Origin of the sequence: Halopolyspora algeriensis, from assembly GCF_003337235.1 — a bacterium.
GTDB classification, from domain to species: Bacteria; Actinomycetota; Actinomycetes; order Mycobacteriales; family Pseudonocardiaceae; genus Haloactinomyces; species Haloactinomyces algeriensis.
Genome location: NZ_QPJC01000001.1, coordinates 576,745 through 594,914, shown reverse-complemented (window position 1 = coordinate 594,914; position 18,170 = coordinate 576,745). Strand labels below are relative to the sequence as shown.

The 18,170-nt window shown below is 66.3% G+C and carries 17 protein-coding genes; 9 read left to right on the top strand and 8 right to left on the bottom strand.

Features of this window, described 5'->3' with window-relative positions; genetic code table 11:
* Positions 1-60 precede the first annotated feature (60 nt).
* The 5 genes from DFQ14_RS02870 to dnaA form a co-directional block, all read right to left on the bottom strand.
* Positions 61-633 (bottom strand): DciA family protein, encoded by a 573-nt coding sequence (locus tag DFQ14_RS02870; protein WP_257233559.1) that lies wholly within the window; start codon positions 631-633, stop codon positions 61-63.
* Positions 634-778: 145 nt separating this feature from the next.
* Positions 779-1,990 carry a DNA replication/repair protein RecF gene (recF, locus tag DFQ14_RS02865; RefSeq protein ID WP_114451396.1) on the bottom strand — a complete coding sequence of 404 codons (1,212 nt, stop codon included), beginning with the start codon at positions 1,988-1,990 and terminating at the stop codon, positions 779-781.
* Positions 1,991-1,993: 3 nt separating this feature from the next.
* Positions 1,994-2,959: a phosphogluconate dehydrogenase (NAD(+)-dependent, decarboxylating) gene (gene gnd / locus DFQ14_RS02860; protein ID WP_257233566.1), complete on the bottom strand. Its 966-nt coding sequence runs from the start codon at positions 2,957-2,959 to the stop codon at positions 1,994-1,996.
* Positions 2,956-4,080: a DNA polymerase III subunit beta gene (gene dnaN / locus DFQ14_RS02855; RefSeq protein ID WP_114451394.1), complete on the bottom strand. Its 1,125-nt coding sequence runs from the start codon at positions 4,078-4,080 to the stop codon at positions 2,956-2,958. Before dnaN ends, gnd begins: the two co-directional genes overlap by 4 nt.
* Before the next feature lie 1,004 nt (positions 4,081-5,084).
* Positions 5,085-6,992 (bottom strand): chromosomal replication initiator protein DnaA, encoded by a 1,908-nt coding sequence (gene dnaA, locus DFQ14_RS02850; RefSeq protein ID WP_114451393.1) that lies wholly within the window; start codon positions 6,990-6,992, stop codon positions 5,085-5,087.
* Positions 6,993-7,635: 643 nt separating this feature from the next.
* On the opposite strand from dnaA, the gene rpmH reads away from it, so the two are divergent.
* From rpmH to DFQ14_RS02810, 8 genes are all read left to right on the top strand, one after another.
* Complete coding sequence (gene rpmH, locus DFQ14_RS02845; RefSeq protein WP_114451392.1) at positions 7,636-7,779, top strand: 50S ribosomal protein L34; 144 nt, start codon at positions 7,636-7,638, stop codon at positions 7,777-7,779.
* A 13-nt stretch (positions 7,780-7,792) separates the two neighbouring features.
* Positions 7,793-8,284 (top strand): ribonuclease P protein component, encoded by a 492-nt coding sequence (gene rnpA / locus DFQ14_RS02840; protein ID WP_114451391.1) that lies wholly within the window; start codon positions 7,793-7,795, stop codon positions 8,282-8,284.
* Positions 8,285-8,297: 13 nt separating this feature from the next.
* On the top strand, positions 8,298-8,666 hold the full coding sequence (yidD, locus tag DFQ14_RS02835; protein WP_114451390.1) for a membrane protein insertion efficiency factor YidD: 369 nt from the start codon (positions 8,298-8,300) through the stop codon (positions 8,664-8,666).
* A gap of 4 nt (positions 8,667-8,670) precedes the next feature.
* A complete protein-coding gene (yidC, locus tag DFQ14_RS02830; protein ID WP_114451389.1) occupies positions 8,671-9,630 on the top strand; it encodes a membrane protein insertase YidC in 960 nt (319 codons plus the stop codon).
* A gap of 32 nt (positions 9,631-9,662) precedes the next feature.
* Positions 9,663-10,205, top strand: a complete 543-nt coding sequence (locus DFQ14_RS02825) for a Jag family protein (RefSeq protein WP_114451388.1) — start codon at positions 9,663-9,665, stop codon at positions 10,203-10,205.
* A gap of 229 nt (positions 10,206-10,434) precedes the next feature.
* Positions 10,435-11,157 carry a 16S rRNA (guanine(527)-N(7))-methyltransferase RsmG gene (gene rsmG / locus DFQ14_RS02820; RefSeq protein WP_246195773.1) on the top strand — a complete coding sequence of 241 codons (723 nt, stop codon included), beginning with the start codon at positions 10,435-10,437 and terminating at the stop codon, positions 11,155-11,157.
* Positions 11,158-11,226: 69 nt separating this feature from the next.
* Complete coding sequence (locus DFQ14_RS02815; protein ID WP_114451577.1) at positions 11,227-12,159, top strand: ParA family protein; 933 nt, start codon at positions 11,227-11,229, stop codon at positions 12,157-12,159.
* On the top strand, positions 12,156-13,175 hold the full coding sequence (locus DFQ14_RS02810) for a ParB/RepB/Spo0J family partition protein (protein ID WP_114451387.1): 1,020 nt from the start codon (positions 12,156-12,158) through the stop codon (positions 13,173-13,175). Before DFQ14_RS02815 ends, DFQ14_RS02810 begins: the two co-directional genes overlap by 4 nt.
* A gap of 172 nt (positions 13,176-13,347) precedes the next feature.
* On the opposite strand, the gene DFQ14_RS02805 is transcribed toward DFQ14_RS02810, so the two are convergent.
* Both DFQ14_RS02805 and DFQ14_RS02800 read right to left on the bottom strand, forming a co-directional pair.
* Positions 13,348-14,298, bottom strand: a complete 951-nt coding sequence (locus DFQ14_RS02805; protein ID WP_114451386.1) for a D-alanine--D-alanine ligase family protein — start codon at positions 14,296-14,298, stop codon at positions 13,348-13,350.
* A gap of 129 nt (positions 14,299-14,427) precedes the next feature.
* A complete protein-coding gene (locus DFQ14_RS02800) occupies positions 14,428-15,807 on the bottom strand; it encodes an aminotransferase-like domain-containing protein (protein WP_114451385.1) in 1,380 nt (459 codons plus the stop codon).
* 293 nt (positions 15,808-16,100) lie between these two features.
* On the opposite strand from DFQ14_RS02800, the gene DFQ14_RS02795 reads away from it, so the two are divergent.
* A complete protein-coding gene (locus DFQ14_RS02795) occupies positions 16,101-16,727 on the top strand; it encodes a GNAT family N-acetyltransferase (protein ID WP_114451384.1) in 627 nt (208 codons plus the stop codon).
* A gap of 117 nt (positions 16,728-16,844) precedes the next feature.
* Here DFQ14_RS02795 and DFQ14_RS02790 read toward each other — a convergent pair whose 3' ends face one another.
* Entirely contained in the window at positions 16,845-17,996 is a 1,152-nt protein-coding gene (locus DFQ14_RS02790) for an N-acetylmuramoyl-L-alanine amidase (RefSeq protein WP_114451383.1), read from the bottom strand.
* Positions 17,997-18,170: the final 174 nt, after the last annotated feature.

Below are 18,170 nucleotides of genomic sequence, written 5' to 3'. Positions count from 1 at the left end.
GGGTTTCAAGAGGTACGAACCGCCTGCGCCGAACTCGTCGCCTCGAGCCAGGGGCCTTGGTCAACCGTAGGTATCGCGCGGGCCACGGCCGGAGATGTGCCGGGGGCCGTAGCGCCAGCTCGGAGCGGCAGGCCCCTGCACTCTGAGCCGACGAACCGTGTCCTTGCCCAGGGCATCGGCGATGCGCGCGAGGATCTGGCGCTGCAGCAGCCGTAGTTGCGTGGCCCAGGCGGTCGACTCCGCCTGCACGGTGAGCACACCCTCCTGCAGGGCCACGGGCTTGGTGTGTTCGGCGACATCGTCACCCACCAGTGCTGCCCACCTGCCGAAAACCTGCCCTGCGACCAGCCGTTCGGCCCAGCCGTGGTCGGCGGCGATGCGGGAGGCGACCCGCCCGAGCGGTTGGGGATCGCGGTCGTCGGTTCCCGGTCCCGACCAACCACGCCTACGCCGGACTCCCGTGCCTGCCGCCTTCTTGCGGGGCCTGCCCCGACCCCGGGTCTTCGTCTGCTCCCGAGCGGCTTGCAGGGCCGCACGTGCCAGGTCCGCTCCCCGCAGTGAGGGGTCCTGGAAAGGCGGTTCCCCCTCCGAGACGGATCCGCCGGCTTCCGCGGAGGTCGACGTCCCGGTCACGGAGTTATCCACATCATCCACAGAGTTATCCCCATTCGTGTGGCGGTTGCCCTCCGCAGGGAAGGCAGAAGGAGAGTCGAGCACGCTGCGTGACATCGGATTCCGGGCAGGAGACCGCAGAGCTCCACCGCGGGCCGAACGGGAATCATGCGACACGCTGCACCTCACCGCCCCCCACCTCGAACCGGACACCGGACAGCTCGCCGGGAACGTCCTCGTCAACGGCAGCCGTCACCAGCACTTGCTCGGCCCCAGCCACCAGCTCGGCCAACCGCGCGCGCCGCCTGCGGTCGAGCTCGGCGAAGACGTCGTCGAGTATCAGCACCGGTTCCGCGCCGTCCGCTGTCAGCAGGTGGTAAGAAGCCAGTCGCAGTGCCAGGGCCAGCGACCAGGACTCACCGTGGCTGGCGTATCCCTTCGCCGGGGCATCGCCGAGCACGAGGTCGAGGTCGTCCCGATGCGGCCCCACCAGGGAGACACCACGTTCGAGTTCCTGGCCACGCACGCGTTCCAGTTCGGCCAGCAGGGCGGACTCCAGCGATTTCCGGCCCTGTTCGTCTCCTGCGCGAGTGCCGCGGGTCAGGCCGAACCCCTCGGGCAGAGAACTTCCGAGACTGCTGCGGTAACTCACGTCGGCGGATCGCCCGGAAGGGTCCACTCCCTGCGATGCCGTGTCCGAAGCCTCGGACGGCGCGGCCACGCTCGCGTACGCATCGGCCACGTGCGGGGCCAGGTCGGCCACCAGATCGAGCCTGCCCGCCAGCAGGTCGGCTCCGTGGCGAGCCAGGTGCCCGTCCCATACCTCGAGGGTGCGCAGGTCATCCGAGTTCATCCCGCTCTTGCGCGCCGCTCCCGCAGATTTCAGCAGCGCGCTGCGCTGCTTGAGCACGCGTTCGTAATCGGTGCGCACACCCGCATAGCGCGGTGTGCGGGAAACCAGCAGGTCGTCGAGGAAGCGGCGCCGATCGCCGGGCTCTCCCCGTACCATGACCAGGTCCTCCGGCGCGAACAGGACGGTGCGCAGGGCCCCCAGTACATCCCGGGGACGACAGGCCGCTCCGCGATTGATCCTGGCCCGGTTCGCCCGGCCCGCGGCGATCTCGAGTTCCACCAGCAGCTCTCGCCCCGCATGAACAACGGCGACCCGCACCACGGCCCGCTGGGTCCCGCGCCGGATCAGAGGAGCGTCACCGGACACGCGGTGTGAACCGAGTGTGGAAACGTATCCGAGTGCCTCGACAAGGTTCGTCTTGCCCTGCCCGTTCGCCCCGACCAGCACGCTCGGCCCGGCATCGAATGCGAGGTCGAGGTGCTGCCAGGAGCGGAAGTCGGTCAGTTGTAGGTGGCGAACGTACAAGGCTCACTCGTCGCTGGATTGAACGGAGTGACCACCGAACTGGTTGCGCAGTGCCGCGACCGCCTTCATCGCGGGCGAGTCCTCCTGACGTGAGGCGAACCGGGCGAACAGCGCCGAGGTGATCGCCGGTGTCGGCACCGCGTTGTTGATCGACTCCTCGATCGTCCACCGCCCTTCACCGGAGTCACTGACGTAGCCGCGCAACCGCTCGAGTTCCGGATCCTCCTCCAGGGCCCGGACCAGCAGGTCCAGCAACCAGGAGCGCACGACGGTCCCCTGGCTCCACGCCTTGATGGTCGCGGGTACGTCGGTGACGACCTCGGAAGCGGCCAGCAACTCGAAACCCTCGGCATAGGCCTGCATCAAGCCGTACTCGATGCCGTTGTGCACCATCTTGGCGTAGTGGCCCGCACCGACCGGCCCGGCATGTGCGAAACCCTTGTCCCGGTCACCCGGCGGGCGCAGAGCATCGAAGATCGGCATCGCTCGCTCGATGTCCTCGGTATCCCCTCCGGCCATCAGACCATAACCGTTCTCGGCCCCCCAGACACCTCCGGAAACGCCGACATCGACGTATTTGATGCCCCTCTCCGCCAACATGGCGGCGTTCGACCGGTCGTCGGTGAATCGCGAGTTGCCGCCCTCGAGTACCAGGTCATCAGCCTCGAGGGAGTCCCCCAACTCCTCGAGAACCTGGCGTGTCGGAGCACCGTGCGGAACCATGATCCACACCACACGTGGTGCCTGCAGTTGCTGCACCAAGTCGGTGAGCGAGGTGACATCGCTGACTTGCGGATTGCGGTCGTACCCCACGACCTCGTGGCCGGCCGCGCGTAGCCGGTCACGCATGTTGGAACCCATCCTGCCCAAACCGATGAGACCGAGTTGCACCGGAACTCCTTGGCTGCTGTTCGGGGATCTTGGTTGCCGGTAAGGGATATGTACCCATCGGCGGGCCCGGTGATTCAGCCGGGCATCCGAACCGGCATCAGCAGGTAGAGGTATCCCTCACTCACTTCGCCATCCTGCCCCACCGGTTTGATGAGCGCGGGCCGGCTTGAGGTGGTGAACAGCATCTGGGCCCGGTCGGTCTTCAATGCGCCGAGCCCGTCGAGCAGATAGCCGGGATTGAACGCGACGGTGAGCGGATCGCCCGAGAACTCGACGGCCAGCTCCTCCTCCGCGCTGCCTTCGTCATCGCCCCCTGCGGTCAGGCGCAGTCCGGAATCGGAGAACTCCAGGCGAACCTGGGTACCGCGCTCGGCAACCAGGGAGACTCGCTTGATCGCTTCCACCAGCGGGGTGACGTCGACGATCGCGCTCGCCGAGGTTTCCGTGGGCAGCAACTGACGGTACTTCGGGAACTCGGCGTCGAGCAGCCGGCTGGTGTTGCGGCGCCGGGGACCGGAGAGCCCGAGCAGGCCGTCCCCCGAGGCGAGGGAGATCTCGACCTTGCTGTCCGCGCTGGCCAGGGTTTTGGCCGAATCCGCCAGGGTTTTGGCCGGGACGAGCACCGCCGTGTCGGCCACCGATCCGCTCGGTTCCCAGGCGAACTCCCGCATGGCGAGCCGGAAGCGATCCGTGGCCACCATCGTCAGGCGGTCGGAGTCGATCTCGATCCGGACGCCGGTGAGCATCGGCAGCGTCTCGTCCTTGCCCGCGGCAATCGCGACTTGGGATACGGCTTCGCCGAAGAGGTCACCGGGGACGGAACCGGCGTGCTCGGGCATGCCGGGCAGCTGAGGGTAGTCCTCCACCGGCATCGTCGGGAGGCTGAACCGGGAACTCCCGCAGGTGATGCCGACGCGGCTGCCGTCCACGGTGATGTCGACCGGGCGGGACGGCAACGCCTTGGTGATGTCGGCGAGCAGCCGACCGGACACCAGGGTACGGCCGGTCGATTCGACCGTGGCCTCGACACCGACCTGAGCCGAGACCTCGTAATCGAAGCCCGAGATGGTCAGGGTGTCCTCGGAACTCGCGTCGAGCAGCACCCCGCCCAGGACCGGGACCGGTGGCCGCGACGGAACGCTGCGTGCGACCCAGGCGACGGCATCGGCGAGGCCATCACGTTCCACGCGGATCTTCATGGGCGTCCTTTCGGTCCAGCCACTGAGCGGCTTGCCGGGAACTTCGGTCGAGCGGACAGCTGTGCTCACGCATGGGCTCTTGCCGGCACGGTCCGGTACCGGCAAGAACTCCCCGACCGTCAGGCCGTCGGTCGGGTACGGGGAGTCCCACCGTAGAACCTGCGCTGTGCGCGCGTCATCCGGGTCCCTGCTCGTGCGGTCCGGGTTCCGGCGACCACAACGCGCCGCTCGCCCACTTGTCCACGTCCCCTTCTTTTTTCTTTTTTCCCAAAGAAAAGAGAAAAACCAGCCGAAGTAGTAGGGGCTGTGGATATTGGGGACAAGTCGGTTCTGTGCTGGTCATCTCGTGCATGTGGTTGTGGACTCCACTGTGAGTAACTTGTGGATCACGCTGATCGTCTGTGGACAACTTCGCTTGTGGACAGACTCATCCCCAGCTTCTGTCGATCTGTCCCCAGTCCATCCCCAGGGAGAGGCCGGGTTATCCCCAGCGCTTGTGGGGGCCACCTCGTCCATCGATCGGGTTGTGGACAACTCTGTGGACAACTTGTGGGCAACTGGCCCTCTCCCTGTGGGCAAGTCCGGGATCTTTGTGTACAGCTTGTGATTGATTTTCGTAGTGTCGCAGCGCAGGCCTGGGGACGGATTTGTCTGTGGACAACTCGGGTTACCAACGGGTTGTCGGCCGTCGATGATGCGGTAATTCACAACCGGGTAAGGATCGCGCCTTACCGTGACACTCCGTATCCGAAGGCCCTCACCGCTCGATGCGGTCCGTTTTGTCGCGGTTCGTGCGGGCTCGTGCAGCGCCCGCTGTGTCCGAGCCCCGCGGCAGGGCATGGTGGATACCGATGCGTACGCAAACAGACCGAGAGATCCGCTTCACGGCGCCGAAGAGGCCGGATCCCCGCCATGATGCACGGGCGTCGACATGTGAAGGCGCGAAAAGACCAGTGCCGGTCACAGCGGAGTCCCGAACGTGGGGTGAGGGAACTGCGCGTGGCTCAGAAGAGGGTGGCCTGCTGCTTGATGCGCGCAGTGAGCTCCTGAACCTGGTCGTAGACACGGCGGCGCTCGGCCATCCCCTTGCGGATCTTCTTGTCCGCATACATGACCGTCGTGTGGTCGCGGCCGCCGAAGCTCTGGCCGATCTTCGGCAGGGACGAGTCGGTGAGCTCCCGGCACAAGTACATGGCGATCTGCCGAGCCTGGGCCAGCGCCTTCGTCTTGCCCGGTCCGCACAGATCGTCCACGGTGACCTCGAAGAACTCGGCGGTCACCGACATGATCGTCTGTGCGGTGATCTCCGGGGTGTGCGAGTCCGGGATGAGATCCCGCAACACGATCTCGGCCAGTTGCACGTCCACCGGCTGCTGGTTCAGCGAAGCGAACGCGGTCACCCGGATCAGCGCGCCCTCCAGCTCGCGGATGTTGCGCTCGATCCGTGCCGCGATGAACTCCAAGACCTCGGCGGGGGCGGCGAGCCTGTCCTGTGCGGCCTTCTTGCGCAGAATCGCGATTCGGGTTTCCAGCTCAGGCGGCTGGATATCGGTGATCAGTCCCCACTCGAAGCGCGTACGCAGCCGGTCCTCCAAGGTGTGGAGGCTCTTCGGAGGGCGGTCGGAGGAAACCACGATCTGCTTGTTGGAGTTGTGCAGTGTGTTGAAGGTGTGGAAGAACTCCTCCTGGGTTCCTTCCTTGCCCTCCAGGAACTGGATGTCGTCGACCAGCAGTACGTCGACATTGCGGTAGCGACGCTGGAAGGCGACCTGCCGATCGTCACGCAACGAGTTGATGAAGTCGTTGGTGAACTCCTCGGTGGAGACGTAGCGTACGCGCATTCCCGGGAACAGGCGTTGCGTGTAGTGGCCCACCGCATGCAGCAGGTGCGTCTTGCCCAGTCCGGACTCGCCCCAGATGAACAGCGGGTTGTACGCGCGGGCCGGAGCCTCCGCACCGGCCACGGCCGCAGCGTGGGCGAAGCGGTTGGAAGCCCCGATCACGAACGTGTCGAAGGTGTACTTCGCGTTGAGGCGGGTCTGCGAGGTGGGTGGCCCGTGCTTCGGTGCGGTGAACGGCTGACCCTGCTGAGTTTCGGGTTGGCTCCCGCCGCCTGCGGTCGGCCAGCCCTCGTGGGGGGACTCGAGCGTCTCACCGCCGTCGTCCTCATCCGTTTCGGTCTCGCCGACAGCCTCGGCGTGGGTGGGGTCGTCCGTGCTCGCACGTTCGGCTGCCGACCACCCGCGCTCGGTACCGGTTCGTCTCCCGGGCCACGAGGGTGCGGGGAACAACCCGTGATCCTGTGGTTCTACGGCAGACGGGCCCGCGGGCGGCTCCGCGGACTGCCCCGCCGTCGATGCTGTGGGCAGCGATCCGCTGATCGAGCCGGTGTGTGCGGTATTGGCGTAGGGAGGCGTTCCGGGGTCGGTCGCGGGTCGGTCGTGCGTCCAGTACTCCGGGGACCGATCGGCAGGTCCGTCGTAGCGCACGCCCGACTGCGGGCCCGGGGGATGGTGCGAGTCCCCGTGGACGGACTCCTCATAGGCGGGCCAGGTGTACTCGGACTCACTCACTCCGGCGGACGGATCCCGATGGTCCTGGGATTCGGGGGCGGAGGGCTGCTGGGTGACCGGTCGGGTCGGTGCCGGAACGGTGGTGTCCACCTTGACGGCCAGAGAAACGGAGCGGCCCAGCCTGCGCGAGAGCGCCTCGGTGATCGGATCTCGCAGGGCACGCTCGATCGCTTCCTTGGCGAAGTCGCTCGGGGCGGCCAGCAGGGCGGTGCCGTCCAGCAGTCCGATCGGGCGTGTGACACGCATCCACGCGCGCTGCTGGGGCGAGAGCGTGCCCGAGGACAGCTCGTGCACCACCTCGTCCCAAACTCGCTCGAGATCGGCTTGGTGCTCGGACACCGCTGGGCTCCCCTCCCCTCGTTGGCACGTGACCCGCGCGCCCCGGTACCCGCGCGAATCGCAGGATCTGCGCGGGTGGTCGGGTCAGCTCTGAATGGACGTTGTCGAGATACGTATCCACAGAGTTGTCCACAACTGTGCACGAAGGTACGGCAGAATGGCGTGATGGTGCGCCGTGGGGCCCACGGTGCTGTGTCGATCGAGGTCAAGCCATGACGCCGGGTTCTTGTGACCTCCGGGTCGCAGACCCGCGCCGATCGGTGAACCCGAGCGCGTGAGCGGACGGGCAGGTTAGCAAGTGGCTCTCGTGGTCTTCAAGGCCGCCGGGAACAGCCGCGGTCAGCAAGCCGCGGGGGCAGTGTGCGGGGTAGAGGTGGCACCCCGGTTTGGAACCGGCTTCTCGCCCTGCGTACCCTCGTACAGTCCCCCGCTGTACAAGCGGGCATGCGATCGCGCTTGATTTCCGACGGTGTTCGGGCGCTTGGTGTTCGGGCGCTGTGTGCCACCTCGCACTGATGTAGCACGCATTTCCTGCCGGGCCCGGCCACAGTCGGGAAAGCGGCGATCGCAGCCTGGCGGGTGGGGGGTACCTGACCGAGCCACTGTGGCCATTTTGCGCCTGTAGTAACCGGGAGAATCGACCGTGAGCAAGGGCAAGCGCACCTATCAGCCGAACAATCGTAAGCGGGCCAAGACCCACGGGTTCCGGCTGCGCATGCGCACCCGGGCCGGCCGCGCGATCGTGGCCGCTCGTCGCCGCAGGGGTCGTAAGCAGCTGACCGCCTGAGCGTCTGCGGACCGTGCTTCCTGCGGCTGCCCGCCTGACCCGAAGCCAGGACTTCAGCCTGGTGGTCCGTCGTGGTCGCCGATCCGGGCGATCACGCCTGGTGGTGCATGTGTTGCTGCCGGGGTCGGGCGGTGCGGGTGCTGCTGCGCCACGTGCCGATGTGTCCGGCCCGGGCGAGGCAACGCCCCGACGAACCAGTGGGGGGCATCGGACCGATGACGAGGCCTCGCCCATCGAGACGGCACCCACCCGGGAACGGGGCGAACCGACCCGGGTGGGTTTTGTCGTGAGCAAGGCCGTCGGCAATGCGGTGGTGCGTCACCGTGTCGCGCGGCGTCTGCGGCATCTGATGCGCGATCGTCTCGCAGGGCTGCCACCTGGCACACTGGTGGTGGTGCGTGCCTTACCCCCGGCCGCCCGGGCGAACAGTCGTGAATTGGGCAAGGACCTCGACGCCGCATTCCGCAAGCTGCAGTTGCCCACTTCGGCCGCGGGCTCTCATTGACGGAACACATGTGATGGCAGAGCAAGACCAATCCGCCGATCGGCACCGCGATGTCGCGCGGCGCCCAGGGCCGCTTGCGTGGATCCTGCTCCTGCCCATCCGGCTCTACCGCGCGGTGATCTCGCCGCTGCTCCCCCCGATGTGCCGGTTCTACCCGAGTTGCAGTGCTTACGCGGTGGAAGCGCTGACGGTGCACGGTGCGTTTCGCGGAAGCGGGCTGACCCTGTGGCGGCTGCTGCGCTGCGGCCCCTGGCATCCCGGCGGCCTGGACCCCGTACCGCCTCGGCGGGAATCCTTCCGGCGAAGCCGGGCCTTGCGGGAATCGACCGTTCCCGGTGAGTCCAGCAGCACCCATGCCCCCCGACCCCGCGCCGAGGAGTAGTTCAGTGCTGGACTTCATCAATGACCCGGTTTCGGCCATCCTGTGGTTCTGGCACACGGTCTTCGGTTACGTCCTCGATCCGTCGAGTGGCTACGCCTGGACCCTGTCGGTCGTCTTTCTGGTCTTCAGTGTGCGTGCCCTGCTGTTCAAACCGTTCGTACACCAAGTGCGTTCGATGAAAAAGATGCAGGAGTTCGCCCCACGGGTTCGCGAGCTGCAGGACAAGTACGGCAACGACCGGCAGCGGATGGCCCAGGAGATGCAGAAACTGCAGGCCGAGCAGGGGTTCAATCCGCTCGGTGGTTGCCTGCCGATGCTGGTGCAGGTGCCGGTGTTCATCGGCCTGTTCCAGGTCCTCAACGGGTTCAAACCGGATGCCGCGTCGAACTTCGTGTTCGATCGTGCCGATGTCGTCTCGTTCGTGGAAGCGGATCTGTTCGGTGCCAACTTGGCGAACACGATCAGCCAACCTTCCCGGATGCTCGCCGATTTCGGCACCGACCGCATGTCCATGATCCTGGTGGGTGTGCCGCTGATGATCGCAGCGGCTGTCGCGACCCATTTCACAGCCCGCCACTCGATCCAGCGCCAGGCCCCGGAACAGGGCTCGAACTCGCAGACCGCGCTCGTGAACCGCATGACGCTGTGGCTGTTTCCGATGTTCGCTCTGATCGCGGGCCCGTTCCTGCCTCTGGCTATCCTGCTCTACTGGCTGGCCAACAATGTCTGGACATTGGCCCAGCAGCGAATCGTCTTCAGCAGGATCGACCGGGAGGAAGGCGAGCGAGCGGCGACCGCCCCCACCGGGGTTGTCCCTGCTGCCGAGTCGAACGATGCCCCGAAGGGTGCCGTCGCGCATGCCGAACCGGTGGAAGCGGGCGCGAGTGACGACCGGCCCAGTGAAATCCCCGGAGCAACCGAAGATCGTTTCCGTGATGGGGGATTCTCGGGCGAGTCCCGATAAGCCCCCGCGAATCCCTGGAGAGGAGACACCCAGTGTCTGAAACCGTGCAGGAGTCCGGCCAGGATGCACAGGTTCCGGCAGACGGCTCCGACGAGTCCGTGACCGAGACCGATGCGGCGCTCGTCAAGGAAGGCGATATCGCGGGTGACTACCTGGAGAAACTGCTCGACCTGCTCGACTACGACGGTGACATCGATCTCGATGTCGAGGCGGGACGTGCCATCGTCAGCATCGATGGTGGTGACGATCTCGAGAAGCTTGTCGGCCGTAGCGGCGAGGTTCTCGAGGCGCTGCAGGAGCTGACGCGATTGGCGGTGCAGCAGGAGACCGGTGAGCGAAGTCGCTTGATGCTCGATATCGCCGGATGGCGCGCGAGTCGACGCGACGAACTGAGCAAGCTGGGGCGTACCACTGCCCGGAGCGTCCTCGAGACGGGCGAGGAGACGCGGCTGCGTCCGATGAGCCCGTTCGAACGCAAGATCGTGCACGATGCGGTGGCCGAGGTCGACGGTGTGCACAGCGAGAGCGAGGGTGAGCCTCCGAACCGGAAGGTTGTCGTGTACCGGGTGGAGTGATGCCATGCTGCTCACCCGGATGCTGCCCTCGCGGTCGTCGGACCGGGGGGCAGCTTTTTTGTGCGAGCAGGTTTCACGTGAGCGGTGCGGGCTGCGTGCGTGGCGACAAGCGGCTGACACCGCTTGTCGGAAGCCGGCCAGTCGACCCCGGTCCGTGCACCCTCTAAGGTCCTCTCCGGGTGAGTGTCGGTCGGGGTTTCACGTGAAACAACGCAGGGAGGTCGAGGGAGTGGAGGACCGTGAGGGCCAAGGGAGTGCCGAGGTCACGCAGGAAGCCAAACAGCGTGTCTTCGGTGAGCGTCTCCCCTTGGCGGAGCACTTTGCGCGGATGCTTACCGAGCACGGAGTCCGGCGTGGCTTGATCGGCCCCCGCGAAGTGGGGCGCCTGTGGGAAAGACATCTGTTGAACTCTGCGGTGATTGCGGAGTTGCTGACACCACGGAGTGGGGTGCTCGACGTAGGCTCCGGGGCGGGACTTCCGGGTATCCCGTTGGCGATCGCACGCCCGGATATCACGGTCACTCTGCTCGAACCGATGGCGCGGCGAGTGGCTTGGCTGCAGGAGGTCGTTGCCGAGTTGGCACTGACCGTCGAGGTGGTGCGTGGACGTGCTGAGGAGGGTCCGGTGCGGGAACGACTGGCGGGTCAGGACGTCGTGATCGCTCGTGCCGTCGCACCGATGGAGCGTCTGACGGCCTGGTGCCTGCCGTTGGCCCGCCCCGGCGGCCGACTGCTCGCCATGAAAGGGGCCAGTGCCTCGGAGGAACTCGCCCGGGACCGCGTGGCCATCGAGCGTGCGGGAGGTGCCCGTCAGGAGGTGCTTTCCTGTGGTGGCGGCGTACTCGAGGTCCCCACAAATGTCGTGGTGGTGGAACGGGCGGTCGATGTCTCGTCGCGACCCGTATCCACTCGCCGCCGTAGCGGCAAGCGTCGGACAAGGAAGGATCGCTGACACATGAATCCGGAGTCGAACGGAGCGGGCCACGTTTCACGTGAAACCAGAGGGCGCGCGGTGGGTGGTATGCGCTTTCCCTCGAGCCCCGGGGGCGGTGAGCACTCCGGGGTCAGCTCGGAGGAGTTCGGGTGGACACCGATCATGGAGGAAGCCGAACGGGCCACTCGAGTGCTGCACCCCGAAACGATTCAACTTCCCCGTCCGGAGCGACGGCGCATCCTGACGGTCGCCAATCAGAAGGGCGGAGTCGGCAAGACGACGAGCACGGTGAACCTCGCTGCGGCCCTGGCCCTGCAGGGACTCAACGTACTCGTGATAGATCTCGATCCGCAGGGGAATGCGAGCACCGCGCTCGGAGTCGAGCACCGATCCAATGTGCCTTCGATCTACGAAATCCTTCTCGGCGAGATCGGGATCGCCGATGCGGCGGTGGAGAGCACCCAATCGGAGAATCTCCACTGCGTGCCGGCCACTATCGACCTGGCCGGTTCGGAAATCGAGTTGGTCACGATGGTCGCCCGGGAGGCACGCCTGAAGGAGGCGCTCGGTTCCGGCGTGCTGGACCAACTCGATGTCGACTACGTCTTCATCGACTGCCCGCCGTCGCTCGGACTGCTCACGGTGAACGCGATGGTGGCCGCGGACGAAGTGGTCATCCCGATCCAATGCGAGTATTACGCCCTCGAGGGGCTGGGGCAGCTGCTGAGTAATATCGAACTCGTACAGTCGCACCTGAACCCCGCTTTGACGATCTCCACGATCCTGCTGACGATGTATGACGGCCGCACCAAACTCGCCGACCAGGTCACCAGTGAGGTACGAGGGCATTTCGGCGAGCTCGCGTTGCGAACGGTGATTCCCCGCAGCGTCAAGATTTCCGAAGCTCCCGGCTTCGGGCAGACCGTGCTGACCTACGACCCGGGATCGCGCGGTTCGATGAGCTATCTCGATGCGGCGCGCGAGATCGCCGAACGAGGTTCCGAGAGGAAGACGGCATGACGGAGCGTCGAGGCGGCCTGGGACGAGGACTGGCCGCGCTGATCCCGAGTGCACCCCCGGAGGAGAACGCCGAGGCGGTATCCGGGGGTGCACGGTCTCCCGAATCGCCGAATGGTGGCCATCAGGAACACCGCACGTATCCGGAGCAGGAGACTTCGGTTTCACGTGAAACAGGCGGGACCGTGGCAGGTGCCGTCTACCGCGAGGTCGATATCGCGGCGATCACGCCGAATCCGAGGCAGCCACGCCAGGTGTTCGACGAGGAGGCGCTGGCCGAGCTGGAGCACTCCATCAGCGAGTTCGGGCTGATGCAGCCGATCGTCGTACGCGATACCGGCGATGGGCATTACGAGCTCATCATGGGGGAACGGCGGTGGCGTGCCGCGCAGCGAGCCGGACTGGAAGTTCTTCCGGCAATCGTCCGGCAGATCCAGGACGATGCTCTCCTCCGGGACGCACTCCTGGAGAACATTCACCGAGTCCAGCTCAACCCTCTCGAGGAGGCTTCGGCCTACCAGCAGTTGTTGGACGAGTTCGGCGTGACCCATGATGAACTCGCCGACCGAATCGGTCGTAGTCGCCCGGTCATCACCAACACCATCCGGCTGTTGCGACTACCCCTGCCCGTGCAGCGACGGGTGGCCGCGGGTGTCCTTTCCGCCGGGCACGCTCGGGCCCTGCTGAGCATGGAGGACCCGAACGGTCAGGAGGAGCTTGCCTCTCGGGTCATCGCCGAGGGACTGTCGGTTCGGGCCACCGAGGAAGCGGTGACTCTGTGGAAGGGGACGGAAGCGGCGAAGCCGAAGCCGGCACCGCGCAAGCGGATGGAGGTTCCGGGCTCGGAACGGTTGGCGGAGAAGCTCTCCGATCAGTGGGACACCACGGTCAAGGTCGAGTCCGGACAACGCAAGGGGCGTATCGTGATCGAGTTCGGTTCGGCTGAAGATCTCGAACGCTTGGCCGAGTTGATGTTGCCGAATTCGGCCGAGAACCCTGTCAAGATCGACGACCGATGACACGGGGCAATTTCGTCACCGTGACAGTGGAGAGTTTCACGTGAAACAGGCGGGGCCGTGGCCGGTACGAGTGTTGAATCGTAGTGCAAGTGCCGCACGGTGATGGGCAACGGAACACCATCACCGCAGGAAGCGCATTGCCCCGCTCGTGACGATCCCGGGTGACACTCCCTCAGTGCCGGCGGGCGATGGCGCGCTCGATGAGCTCGGCGAAGGTGGTGCCCAGGGAGCGGTCGGCGGCGTCGATCGCCATGGGCAGCAGTGAGGTTTCCGTCAGCCCCGGGGAGACGTTCACCTCGAGAAAGTGCACGGTGCCGTGGCGGTCGACGATCGCATCGGTCCGGGACACGTCGCGCAAGCCGAGCAACCGGTGCGCTGCGACCGCCAACTCCCCTGCTCTGGTGGCGGTCTCCGCGTCCAGCTCCGCGGGAGCCTGGTAGCTCGTCAACCCTGCGGTATAGCGGGCGGCGTAGTCGTAGACTCCATCGGCGGCCTCGATCCGTACGGCCGGGAGTGCTTCGGGGCCGCCCGTACCGTCCAGGACACCGATCGCCACCTCGGTTCCCTCGATGAACTGCTCGACGAGCACGGTGTCCCCATAAGACAGGGCGCCGACCATTGCGGAAGGAAGCTCGGCGGCTTCGCGCACCACCCTGGCACCGAGCGCGGAACCACCCTGGTCGGGTTTGAGCATCAGCGGCAACCCCAGTTTTGCCACCAGTGCATCGAGCACGGCCTGGGCGCCGAGTTCGCGGAAAGTCGAATGTGGCAGAACGACCCAGTCCGGTGTGGTGAGTCCCGCACGGGCGATTTCGGCCTTCGCCGTGGGCTTGTCCCATGCCCGGCGGCAGGCACGCGGATCGGTACCGACATAGGGCACTCCGAGCATGTCGAGAATCGACTGGATCGCGCCGTTCTCGCCCTCTCCGCCGTGCAATGCGATGACGACGGCGTCCGGGCGCTCGTGCTGCAGCCGGTCCAGCAGCCGACCATCGGCATCCCACTCGGTCACGGTGACGTCCGCGGACCTCAGTGCCGCCGACAACCGACGGCCGGACCGCAACGACACCTCGCGCTCATGCGAAAGTCCCCCCGACAGTACGGCAACCCAACGATCGGACACTTCGGCCTCAACATCCCTGACACGTAGCAGTCCACTGTGCGCTCCGTGTCGCTGAAGGCACAGTGGACGAATCGAACAATCACGAAAGGTCCGGCGGCGAAAGCGCACCACGCCGTCGGGCAGTGGAGATTACGCCGTATCCGGCGAGGGCGCCTGCGGTCCCGTCATCGGGCGCCGATCCGCGGAACCGAAGGTGTGCACGAGGTCGAGTTCCTCGGTGATGGTGTTGGCCAGACGTCGCACACCCTCGTGGATGCGTTCGGGAGTCGGGTAGCAGAAGGACAGCCGCATCTGCCGATTGCCGAACTCGCCGGAGTAGAAACCCGTTCCCGAAGCGTAGGCAACGCGCTGGGTCACCGCCCGTGGCAGCATCGCCTTGGCGTCCACCCCTTCGGGAGCGGTGAACCAGACGTAGAAGCCGCCTTCGGGATGCGTCCAGTCACACCCCGCGGGCATGTGCTGCTCGAGAGCACCCAGCATGGCATCGCGGCGCTCGCGGTACTGCTCCTGAAAAACCTTGATCTGACCCTGCCAGTCATGCGTGCTCAGGTACCGCGAGACGATCATCTGGTTCAGGGTGGGCGGGCACAGCGTGGCGGACTCGGCGGCGAGAACGAGTTTCTCGCGAACCGCATGGGGTGCGAGCACCCAACCGACCCGCAGCCCCGAGGCGAAGACCTTGGAGAACGAACCCAGGTAAACCACGTTGTCCGGGTCCGATGCGCGCAGCGCCGGGTAGGTCTGACCGTCGAAACCGAGAAGCCCGTACGGGTTGTCCTCCAGCACCATGATCCCGTGCCGGGCGCAGATGTCGAGCACTTCCGCGCGGCGCTCGGTCGCCAGGGTGACGCCGGCGGGGTTGTGGAAGTTCGGGATCGTGTACAGGAACTTGATCCGTTTGCCCTGGCGGGTGACCTCGTCGATCGTCTGGCGCAGGGCTTCCGGTTGCAACCCGTCGGAGTCCATCGCCACGTGCACGATGTCGGCCTGGTAGGCCGCGAACGAACCGAGCGCTCCCACGAAGGACGGCCCCTCGGCGAGGACGACGTCGCCGGGGTCGACGAAGACTCGGGTAACCAGGTCCATCGCCATCTGGGATCCGACGGTGACCATCACGTCGTCCGGGTGGGCGTCGATACCCTCCAGCGACATGATCTCGCAGATCTGCTCCCGCAGCTGGGGAACCCCCTGGGCGGAGCCGTACTGCAACGCCGCCTGGCCGTCCGTCGAGACCAACCGTGCGATCTCTTCGCCCAGGGAGTCCAGGGGCAGAGCCGCCAGGTTGGGCATGCCGCCCGCCAGCGAGACGACCTCGGGCCTGCTGGCGACCGAGAAGAGAGCCCGGATTTCGGAGGCCGTCATCCCCGCTGTGCGCTGTGCATAACGCCGAGTGTGCGCATCGAGGTTGTAAACCGAGGTCTGCCTACCCGATGAGGCCTGTTCCTGCTGAGCCTGCGGGTCCGGCGCCGTGGGGTCGGTATCGCTCGGCTGAGTTCCTTGATCGGACATTCCGCGCTCCCGGGTTCGGTGGTGCACCGTGTCTGCCGGCTGACGTTGCCGTGGCTGCGACGATTCGACGATTCTATCCGTGTTATCGCACCGTACACGCGTCCGTGTAACGGATGCCTCGCACCGGTGGCGGGTGAAGTAGCGTATCTCACCCTTCCGGGAGATGCCTGTCGTGTGAGGTTGCTTTCGCCCCGGGCGGCCACGGCTTATTCTGGTCTCATCGCGAGGGGTGTGCGGATGTTCACACGTACCGGGGTGGCCGCTGCCGCGGTCGCCGAGTACCGGGAGGTCAGGTGTCGCGACGCGTAACCGGCATCACGCTGGACGGCCTCGACGACCTGCCATCGAAGTGCCGTCACTGTGTTTTCTGGGAGCTCGCACCGCACATTCGGGAACAGGCCGAGCAGTTCGGGCAGACCGCCCTGGAGAAGGAGGCGTGGGTCTCCGGTGTTCTCCTGGAGTGGGGCTCCTGCGGCCGCGTCCTGTCCGTGGACGGGGTGGCTGCCGGCTACGCGTTCTACGCCCCTCCATCGGCCGTACCCGGGGCGGCGACCTTCCCGACCGGGCCGGTCAGTGCGGACGCCATCCTGCTGACGGCCCTGCGAGTGACCGCGGATTTCGAGCACGGTGGCCTGGGCCGGGTGCTCGTGCAGAGCGTCGCCAAGGATCTCACCCGCCGCGGGGTCACGGCGATCGAGGCTTTCGGGGACCTGCAGGAGACCGGGAACGGCTGCGTGATTCCCGCGGGCTTTCTGCAGCAGGTGGGTTTCAAGACCGTGCGCAGGCACCCACAGTGGCCCCGGTTGCGGCTGGAGCTGCGTAACGCCATCTCGTGGAAGGAAGACGTCGAGGCAGCCCTGGAGCGGCTGCTCGGTTCGGTCTCGGTCCACACTGCCGAGCCCACTTTCGGCCGCGCCTGAAACGACGGCACGAACCGGGTGGCTGCCGATGCGGGTCCGCTTACCGCGTGCAACCGCGGAAGGGCTGCAGCCGGAGGACGTGGCCGGAACGTGCCCGCGCGAACGTGCGTTGCCGAATCAGGCGCCTTCGGCGCGAGTGAGCTCGTGGCGCAGCAGGTCGTCGAAGGTGAACGTGCCGGTCGGCTGGTCGTCCTTGCCGAGCAGGTACAGGCGTTTCACGGCGACCAGCAGCCCCTCGGCGATGACATCCCGGAAAGCGGGATCGAGCAGCCGCCCGCGGTCCTCGTGGTTGGTCAGGTACCCGATCTCCACACGTACAGCGGGCATTTTCGTCAGCCGTAGTACTTCCCAGGTCTTGGGGTGGGTACGGCAATCGCGCATGCCCGTGCGCGCGACGATTTCGCGCTGCAGGAACCCGGCGAGCGCTTCGCCCACATTGGAGGTGGTGCCGTTGCCGGTACCGAAGTGGAAGCTGGCCACGCCCTGTGCCAGCGCAGAGATGTTGGCGTCCATGTGCAGCGACAGGAACAGGTCCGCCCCGGCTTCGTTGGCGAAGGTCGCGCGCTCGGTGTCTCCCGGGCACGCCTGGGGCCCCCGCGAGATGAGTGCCTCCATGCCGGTGGCCATCATGCGTCCTTCGAGGCGACGAGCGAAGTCCCAGGCCAGCTCGGCCTCGGAGATCCCGTCGACGACCGCCCCCTGATCGTGACCACCGTGCCCCGGGTCGATGACGATGCGTTTGCCACGCAGAAGCGGCCCGGAACGGCGCACCTTTTCCTGCTCGCGCAGGTACACGGGCCTGCCGCCGCGCACCTTCGGGGCGAGTTGCCTGAGGGCACGCAGCGTGCCCGGCCCGCAGATGCCGTCGGGGTTGAGTCCGTAGTCACGCTGGAAGCTGCGTAGCGCTTGCTCGGTTTCCCGACCGAAGATCCCGTCCGGGCGACCCGCATCGTAGCCGAGTTCGAGCAGCCGCTCCTGTAAGGCGAACACGTCGTCGCCGCTGACCGGTTTGGACACCAGGAAGGCCAGCGACCGGTCCCCGAGTCGCCAGCGGGCGTCGGTCAGCGCACGGTACGTGGCCGGTCCGACGATGCCATCGGTGATGAGTCCTCGTTGCTGCTGGAAAGTCCGAACAGCATGTTCCACCGCCGTGTCGTAGGTGATGGGTCCGGTTTGGCCGTTCGGTGCCGGTAGCAGGTCCAGCGCAGCGAGAATGTTCCTGACTTCGGAAACGGCCGGACCGACGTCACCGCGGCGGAGCAGCTGCATGCACTCCTCACTCGGTTCGGGCGCCGGTACCGACCGGCGCGAAGGACGATGGTTCCCCCCGTTGTCCATTCCTGCTACACGATGGTGTTCGTGAGTAATTGTGCCTTGTCGCTGCTTTCTCGGCGCTTTGGGCCACAAGATCACGGAAATCGTGCACAAAGCGTGATCCCACCG

Coding starts and splice junctions, on each gene's coding strand:
- dnaN (WP_114451394.1), bottom strand. CDS start 4,080: ATGAAGATCCGCGTGGAACGTGATGGCCTCGCCGATGCCGTCGCCTGG.
- yidD (WP_114451390.1), top strand. CDS start 8,298: ATGGCAGAGCAAGACCAATCCGCCGATCGGCACCGCGATGTCGCGCGG.
- DFQ14_RS02815 (WP_114451577.1), top strand. CDS start 11,227: ATGCGCTTTCCCTCGAGCCCCGGGGGCGGTGAGCACTCCGGGGTCAGC.
- DFQ14_RS02810 (WP_114451387.1), top strand. CDS start 12,156: ATGACGGAGCGTCGAGGCGGCCTGGGACGAGGACTGGCCGCGCTGATC.
- DFQ14_RS02800 (WP_114451385.1), bottom strand. CDS start 15,807: ATGTCCGATCAAGGAACTCAGCCGAGCGATACCGACCCCACGGCGCCG.
- DFQ14_RS02790 (WP_114451383.1), bottom strand. CDS start 17,996: ATGCAGCTGCTCCGCCGCGGTGACGTCGGTCCGGCCGTTTCCGAAGTC.